General features: G+C 69.3%; 6 protein-coding genes, 1 pseudogene and 1 riboswitch. Of the genes and pseudogenes, 4 read left to right on the forward strand and 3 right to left on the reverse strand.

Features of this window, described 5'->3' with window-relative positions; all coding sequences use genetic code 11:
- Together H0X00_RS19900 and hisC are read right to left on the reverse strand one after the other, a co-directional pair.
- Positions 1–1875: pseudogene (locus tag H0X00_RS19900) on the reverse strand (hypothetical protein); the annotation flags it as partial.
- A gap of 430 nt (positions 1876–2305) precedes the next feature.
- Complete coding sequence (hisC, locus tag H0X00_RS19905; RefSeq protein WP_293774207.1) at positions 2306–3364, reverse strand: histidinol-phosphate transaminase; 1059 nt, start codon at positions 3362–3364, stop codon at positions 2306–2308.
- Positions 3365–3531: 167 nt separating this feature from the next.
- On the opposite strand from hisC, the gene H0X00_RS19910 reads away from it, so the two are divergent.
- Together H0X00_RS19910 and H0X00_RS19915 are read left to right on the forward strand one after the other, a co-directional pair.
- Positions 3532–3927, forward strand: coding sequence for a phage holin family protein (locus tag H0X00_RS19910; RefSeq protein WP_293774209.1), 396 nt, complete (start codon positions 3532–3534; stop codon positions 3925–3927).
- 80 nt (positions 3928–4007) lie between these two features.
- Complete coding sequence (locus tag H0X00_RS19915) at positions 4008–4193, forward strand: CsbD family protein (RefSeq protein WP_293774210.1); 186 nt, start codon at positions 4008–4010, stop codon at positions 4191–4193.
- 72 nt (positions 4194–4265) lie between these two features.
- On the opposite strand, the gene thiC is transcribed toward H0X00_RS19915, so the two are convergent.
- Complete coding sequence (gene thiC, locus H0X00_RS19920; protein ID WP_293774211.1) at positions 4266–6071, reverse strand: phosphomethylpyrimidine synthase ThiC; 1806 nt, start codon at positions 6069–6071, stop codon at positions 4266–4268.
- Positions 6068–6179: riboswitch (TPP riboswitch) on the reverse strand. Its footprint overlaps the gene before it by 4 nt.
- 27 nt (positions 6180–6206) lie before the next feature.
- Here thiC and H0X00_RS19925 point away from each other — a divergent pair.
- A complete protein-coding gene (locus H0X00_RS19925; RefSeq protein WP_293774212.1) occupies positions 6207–6689 on the forward strand; it encodes a low molecular weight protein-tyrosine-phosphatase in 483 nt (160 codons plus the stop codon).
- 52 nt (positions 6690–6741) lie between these two features.
- Positions 6742–7163, forward strand: a 422-nt coding sequence (locus tag H0X00_RS19930; protein ID WP_293774213.1) for a fructosamine kinase family protein, incomplete at its 3' end; no start/stop codon positions are given.

Below are 7163 nucleotides of genomic sequence, written 5' to 3' on the forward strand. Positions count from 1 at the left end.
GCCGTTGCCGACGTTGCCGACCGCGCCGTTGCCGCCGTTGCCGCCCTGCGGGCCGTCGTCGCCGGGGGCCGCCGGGAGCAGGTCGTCGCCCGGGTTCTCACCCGAGGTCTGAAGGCTCGCGTTGGTCCACTCGCGACCGCCGGGGTTGTTGAGCAGGTTCAGGATGCCGCCGTCGCCGCCGGACCCGTCGCTCTTCTGCTCCTTGGGCTCCAGGTTGAGGATGGCGGTCAGGCCACCGTCGCCGCCCGAGCCTTCGCCCTTGCCGCCACCGGGAGCGAGCTGCGCGATGGTGGCCACGCCACCCTCGCCGCCGACCGGGTCGTCCTCAGCCGGAGCCGAGGCGCTGACGCTGCCCAGGTCGAGCGCGTCGCTGAGGGCGTCGAGCAGGGTGTCGACGGTCTCGTTGAGCTCCTCGCCGAAGTCGGCGTTCACGATGTCGTCGAGCAGCAGGCCGACGCCGTCCACGACCTCCTCGACCACCTCGCCGACAGCGTCGAGGAGTTCAGCCACGACGTCCTGGCTGCCACCGGTGAGGACCGTGACCAGGGTGCCGTCGCCGCCGGAGTTCTCCGGGTTGTCCTGCTCGATGTCGAGGATGGACAGGATGTTGCCGTCGCCGCCCGCGGTCGGGACGCTGGCGCCGGGCAGAGAGCCCTTGCGCAGCGGGCCGTTGATCAGCGCGATCAGGCCACCGTCGCCACCGACGCCGGGGCCGACCTGGCCGCCGTCGCCGCCGTTGCCCAGGTTGAGCAGCGCGCCGTCCCCACCGGGGCCGGGCTTGCCGTTGTCGATCGTCGAGCCGTCGCCACCGTTCGCGATAGCGATCAGGCCGTCCTCGAGGAGGCCGGTGCCGAGCAGGCCACCGTCGTCAGCGCTGATCCGGCCCCCGCCGAGCGAGGCGGCGGTGACGTCGTCGTTCGGGCCGCTCGGGTCGTCCTTGTCGAGCAGCGTGATCAGCTTGCCGTCCTTCGGCGTGAAGGTGACGACGTTGAGCACGGAAATCGCGCCGCCGTTCCCTCCGTCAGCCGAGTCGCTGGCGCCGCCGTCCGCACCCTCACCGATGTTCAGGATCGAGCCGTCGCCGCCGGCGTTGGCGAGGATGCCCTCGTCGCCACCGTTGCCGAGGTTGATCAGTGCGCCGGGGTCGTCGCCTGCCGTGGCAACGCGAGCGTTGCTGAGCGGGCCGTCGCCACCGTTGCCGATGGAGATGACGGAGCCTTCGCCGTCGCTGCCGTCCTCGCCGATCTGGATCGGGGACTCATTGGTGCCGTCGCCGAGCATGACCAGGCCGAGCACGTCGATACCGGCAGTGTTGACGCGCGGGGCCACGGAGTCGTCGCCACCGCCCTCGCCGTTGCCGCCGATCGCGACCGGGTTGGAGTCGCCGCCCGAGCCGGTCCCCTGGATGTGGCCGCCGTCGACGATGTCGAGGACACCGCCGTCGCCGCCGGAGTTGTTGCCGTCGGTGTGCGGCTCGCCGAGGATGCTCAGGATGCTGCCGTCGCCCTCCGGGTCGCCCTCACCGGGCTCGGCGAGGTCAATCAGGTGACCCAGCCCGATGAGCTCGTCCTCGTCGTCCTCGTCGAGCTCGCCCAGAAGCGGCGAGAGATCGATGTCGAGGCCGTCAATCAGGTTCTCCTTCTTAACCGGGGAGAACGGAGTGGCGACCGTTTCGTGCGATTCCTCGGCCGGCACCACGGGCGCGTTGCCCATGAACGTGATCGCCAGGCCGGATCGCGCAGTCAAGTCCTTGGCGGCCGCCCCGGCGGGAGCGGAGGAGGCCTGCGCGGTCGTGGCGACACCGGCGGCCTGCAGCACGACGATCCCGACGCCCGCCGCGCACGCCAACGTGACGCGACGTACTGTCGGCGTCATGCCGGACGCGCCCGAGCGATGGCGCCCGGTGGGTCCAACAACAGAACGAACTCGCATCTTAAACCTCATCAAAGTCGCGGCGTCGCCAAGTGCGGCCGACGTCCTGAAGCCCCGTGTCGTGCCGCCTGTTTCTACCAGTTCGACAGGGGGCACGCCCGTGCAGAATCGGCCAAAACTGGCTCTTGAGAAATGTCTGTCACACAACGTGACATAGGCCGATCACGAGAAGCTTCCGGATCATTGCGCTCACCTGCGCCCTTACCGGAACTGGCTCCGTTACGTGACGTGAGACGTGTTCATCGTCACGCCGCGTTGTGTCCAATTAATTTCGCTCCGTGATCAATTTGGCCTAATGCTCGGCGTGTTCGCGCTCGGTGCGCCGATCCCGATTGCACCGTGTAACTCTTTTGGAGCAACGACCCCACGCGTATCACCGAGGGCGGGCGGCGACGGCAAGAAATTTGTCGTCGATCTCGGCTGTGGCGACAGTGATCCGCACCCCCTCAAGGTCGAAGGGACGGACCATCACACCGGCCACTTCGCACTCCGATGCGAATCGCATGCTGCCCGCCCCCAGGGGCAGCCAAACGAAATTTCCTTGCGTTTCCGGTAAAACCCACCCATGTGCCCGCAATTCGCCCACCACTCGGGCACGCTCCGTGACCAGGTCGGCCACCCGGGCCCGCAGCTGGTCCTCCGCTTTGAGAGAGGCCACCGCCGCCGCCTGGGCGAGCGTGGAGACCCCGAACGGCACGGCGCAGGCGCGGGCGGCGGCGGCCACCCGCGCGGGGGCGATGGCGTAACCGACCCGCAGCCCGGCCAGTCCGTAGGCCTTGGAGAAGGTGCGCAGCACGGCGACATTGGGCCGGGCCCGGTACAGGTCCAGGCCGTCCGGAACCTCCGGGTCGGTGACGAACTCCCGGTAGGCCTCGTCCAGGACCACCAGGATGTCGGTCGGCACCGCGTCCAGGAATGCGTCGAGTTCGGCCCCGCGGATCGCCGGCCCGGTGGGGTTGTTCGGGCTGCACAGGAAGATCAGCCTGGTCCGCTCGGTCACGGCGGCCGCCATCGCCGGCAGGTCGTGCCGCCCTTCCGGGGTGAGCGGGACGCGTACCGAGGTGCCCCCGACGATCTGGACCAGGATCGGATAGGCCTCGAAGGACCGCCAGGCGAAGAGCACCTCGTCGCCCGGGCCGGTGGTCGCCTGCAGGAGCTGCTGGGCGACTCCGACCGAGCCGGTTCCGGTGGCGATGTCCCCCACCGGGACGCCGAACCGCTCCGACAGGGCGTTGACCAGGGCGGTGGCCGCGAGGTCGGGGTAGCGATTGATCTGTTCCGCGGCCGAGGCCAGCACCTCGAGCACTGCCGGCAACGGCGGGTAGGGGTTCTCGTTCGAGGACAGCTTGAACGCCGCCCCGCCCGCAGGCACCCGCCCGGGCTTGTAACCAGGAATGCCCTCGATCGCCTGCCGTAGCCGCGGCCCCGTCATGGAGGCGAAGCTACCCGCCCGGCCGGCTCAGATCGGGGAGCTCAACCGGCGGTGGCGAGCCCCTGATGGACGATGCACAGCGTCATGGCCGGGACGGAGCGGCCCAAACCCGCGTCCCGGGTGTGGCTCCGCTCACGTGGCACGATGCACGTCATGGAGCACTCGACATGAAGGACCTGGCGATCCGCCTGGGCATCAACGCCGCGGCCTTGTGGGTGGCCGCCGCGGTGGTCGGCGGGATCGAGCTGAACAAGGGGTCGGACGACGGACGGGGCTCCTGGGGCGATCGGGCCGTCATGCTGCTGATCGTCGCCGCGATCTTCGCCACGGTGAATGCCATCGTGAAGCCGATCGCCACCTTGATCGGGCTACCGCTGATCGTGGTCACCATCGGGTTGTTCATCTTCGTGATCAACGCCCTGATGCTGCTCCTGACCAGCGCGATCTCGGACGCCCTCAACGTGCCGTTCCACGTGGAGGACTTCGGTTCCGCCCTGTTCGGTGCCCTGGTGGTCACGCTGGTGAGCTGGCCGTTGAGCCTTGTGGGGAAGGTCATCGACTGACGGTCGAGTGAGCCCGCCCGCGTCGGGCAGTTCCTCAGTGCGCCGAGAACCCGCCCGGCGCGACGAGGAGGGAGCCCACCATGGGTGGCACCGACAAGATCAGCAACGCCGTCGACGACATGGCCGGCAAGGCCAAGGAGGCCGTCGGCCGTCTGGGCGGCGACAAGGACACTGAGGCCGAGGGCAAGGGCGACCAGGCCAAGGCCAGCATCAAGAAGGCCGGCGAGAACGTCAAGGACGCCGCCAAGAACATCACCGGGAAGTAGAGCGGACGCGAAGGGTCCCGCCGCATCATGCGCGGCGGGGCCCTTCGTCGTGCCCCAAGTCAGGCCCTGAGGTCAGTCCTTCGGCAAGTCGATGATCGGCAGGTAGACCTTGTCGCCCTTGGCCCGGAACTGCGCCGACATCTCGGCCATGCCGGCTTCGATCGCGGTGTCGTCGTTAAGCCCGTGCTCCTCGGCGTACTTGCGCACGTCCTGGGTGATCCGCATCGAGCAGAAGTGCGGGCCGCACATCGAGCAGAAGTGCGCGGTCTTGGCCGGCGTCGCCGGCAGCGTCTCGTCGTGGAAGCTGCGCGCGGTCACGGGGTCCAGCGAGAGGTTGAACTGGTCCTCCCACCGGAAGTCGAAGCGCGCTTCCGACAGTGCGTCGTCCCACGCGCTTGCGCCCGGGTGGCCCTTGGCCAGGTCGGCGGCGTGCGCGGCGATCTTGTAGGTGATGACGCCGGTCTTCACGTCGTCCCGGTTCGGCAGGCCCAGGTGCTCCTTAGGCGTGACGTAGCAGAGCATCGCCGTGCCGAACCAGCCGATCATGGCCGCACCGATCGCGGAGGTGATGTGGTCGTAGCCCGGCGCGATGTCGGTGACCAGCGGGCCGAGCGTGTAGAACGGCGCCTCCTTGCAGATCTCCAACTGGAGGTCCATGTTCTCTTTGATCTTGTTCATCGCGACGTGGCCTGGGCCCTCGATCATGACCTGGACGTCGTGCCGCCACGCGACCTCGGTGAGCTCCCCGAGGGTCCGCAGCTCGGCGAACTGCGCGGCGTCGTTGGCGTCCGCGGTGCAACCCGGGCGCAGACCGTCGCCGAGGGAGAACGAGACGTCGTACTGCGCGAGCAGCTCGCAGATGTCCTCGAAGTGCGTGTAGAGGAAGCTTTCCTGATGGTGGGCCAGGCACCACGCGGCCATGATCGAGCCACCGCGGGAGACGATGCCCGTCTTGCGCTTCGCGGTCAGCGGCACGTACGCGAGCCGCACGCCTGCGTGCACGGTGAAGTAGTCGACGCCCTGCTCGCACTGCTCGATCAGGGTGTCGCGGTAGATCTCCCACGTCAGCTCGGCGGCCTTGCCGTCGACCTTCTCCAGCGCCTGGTAGAGCGGCACGGTGCCGATCGGGACCGGGGAGTTGCGGATGATCCACTCGCGGGTGGTGTGGATGTTGCGGCCCGTCGAGAGGTCCATGACGGTGTCGCCGCCCCAGCGGGTCGCCCACGTCATCTTGTCGACCTCCTCCTCGATGGAGGAGGCGACGGCAGAGTTGCCGATGTTCGCGTTGATCTTCACCAGGAAGTTGCGGCCGATGATCATCGGCTCGCTCTCCGGGTGGTTCACGTTCACCGGCAGGATCGCGCGGCCGCGGGCTATCTCGTCGCGCACGAAGCTGGGCTCGCAACCTTCGCGGATCGCGACGAACTCCATCTCCGGGGTGATCAGGCCCTGCCGCGCGTAAAACAGCTGCGTGACCGGCTTGCCGGTTCCCTTGAGCGGCCGGCGCTCGCCGCGACCGGCGAAGACGGCGTCAAGGTTGCGCAGACCGGCCTCGCGGCGCAGGTCGTCCTTGTAGCCGTCGTCGACGGCGTGGATCGGACGGCCGTCGTACTCGGCGACGTCACCGCGCTCGCGGATCCAGCCCGCGCGCACCGGGTCCAGGCCGCGGGTGATGTCCGTGGTCACGGCGGTGTCCGTGTACGGGCCGGAGGTGTCGTAAAGCACGATCGAGTCCCCGTTGGTCAGCGACACCTCGCGCATCGGGACCTGGAGGTCCGGGCGCGAGCCCTGCAGGTAGGTCTTGCGGAAGGCCTTCGGGGCATCCTCGGCCTCAGTGTTCTCAGCGGCCGTGGCGGTGACGGGCGGTTCCATGGTCATGGACAAGACGAGCTCCCTACGCCGGAATTACCCGGTCAGGTTCAGGCGGTCGGCAGCGCGTCGAGCTGCCCTCTCAGCCCGGTGGCCCGAGCTCCCGCGTATGTACTCGCGACCCTACCCGGCGAGGATGAGCCCATGACCTTCCGCGTGTGCATGGTGTGCCTGGGCAACATCTGCCGCTCGCCGATCGCGGCGTCGGTGCTGCGCTCCAAGCTCGAGGCGGCGGGGCTGGGTGGCGACGTCGTCGTCGAGAGCGCGGGCACCGGCAGCTGGCACGTCGGCGACGGCGCGGACCATCGCGCGCGGGCCACCCTGCGGGCCGCCGGGTACGACGACGAGCACTCCGCCAGGCAGTTCGTCACCCGGTACTACGAGGACTACGACCTGGTGATCGCGATGGACGCGAACAACCTCCGCGACCTGCGCCGGATCGCCCCCGAGGCCGAGATCGGCGACCGGGTGCGGATGCTGCGCTCCTACGACCCGACCGCGAAGGGCGACCTCGACATGCCTGACCCCTACTACGGCGGCGACGACGGCTTCCAGCTCGTGCTCGCCCAGGTCGAGCGCGCCTGCGACGGCCTGGTCGCCGAGCTGCGCGACAAGCTCAACGGATGACATCCGCAGCGGCTCAACCCCGGATGACATCCGCAGCGAGAGGTCACTAGGGATGTCATCCGCAGCGAACCTGGCGGACGCGTTGGGGTCCGCGGTGGTGGACTCCGCCGGGGTCGGCGGTGGGGACATCTGTGAGGCGAGCCGGCTGACGTTGGCCGATGGCCGGGTGGTGTTCGCCAAGACCCGACCTGGGGCCCCGGCCGATTTCTTCCGCACAGAGGCCGAAGGTCTGGCCCGGCTCGGCGCCGCCGGCGGAGCGCCGGTGCCCGAGGTGCTCGCGGTGACCGACGGCGCGCTGGTCCTGGAGTGGGTCGAACCCGGCCGGCCCACCCCCGCGGCCGCCGACGAGTTCGGCCGCGCCCTGGCCGCGACCCACGCCCACGGCGCGGAGCACTTCGGCGGCACCGGCGACGGCTACCTCGGCTCGCTGCGGTTGCCGAACCGGCCGGCGGCGACCTGGCCCGAGCTCTACGC

The sequence above is a fragment of the Sporichthya sp. genome, assembly GCF_013815995.1.
GTDB lineage: Bacteria > Actinomycetota > Actinomycetes > Sporichthyales > Sporichthyaceae > Sporichthya.

Coding starts and splice junctions, on each gene's coding strand:
- H0X00_RS19910 (WP_293774209.1), top strand. CDS start 3,532: ATGAAGGACCTGGCGATCCGCCTGGGCATCAACGCCGCGGCCTTGTGG.
- hisC (WP_293774207.1), bottom strand. CDS start 3,364: ATGACGGGGCCGCGGCTACGGCAGGCGATCGAGGGCATTCCTGGTTAC.
- H0X00_RS19925 (WP_293774212.1), top strand. CDS start 6,207: ATGACCTTCCGCGTGTGCATGGTGTGCCTGGGCAACATCTGCCGCTCG.
- H0X00_RS19915 (WP_293774210.1), top strand. CDS start 4,008: ATGGGTGGCACCGACAAGATCAGCAACGCCGTCGACGACATGGCCGGC.
- thiC (WP_293774211.1), bottom strand. CDS start 6,071: ATGACCATGGAACCGCCCGTCACCGCCACGGCCGCTGAGAACACTGAG.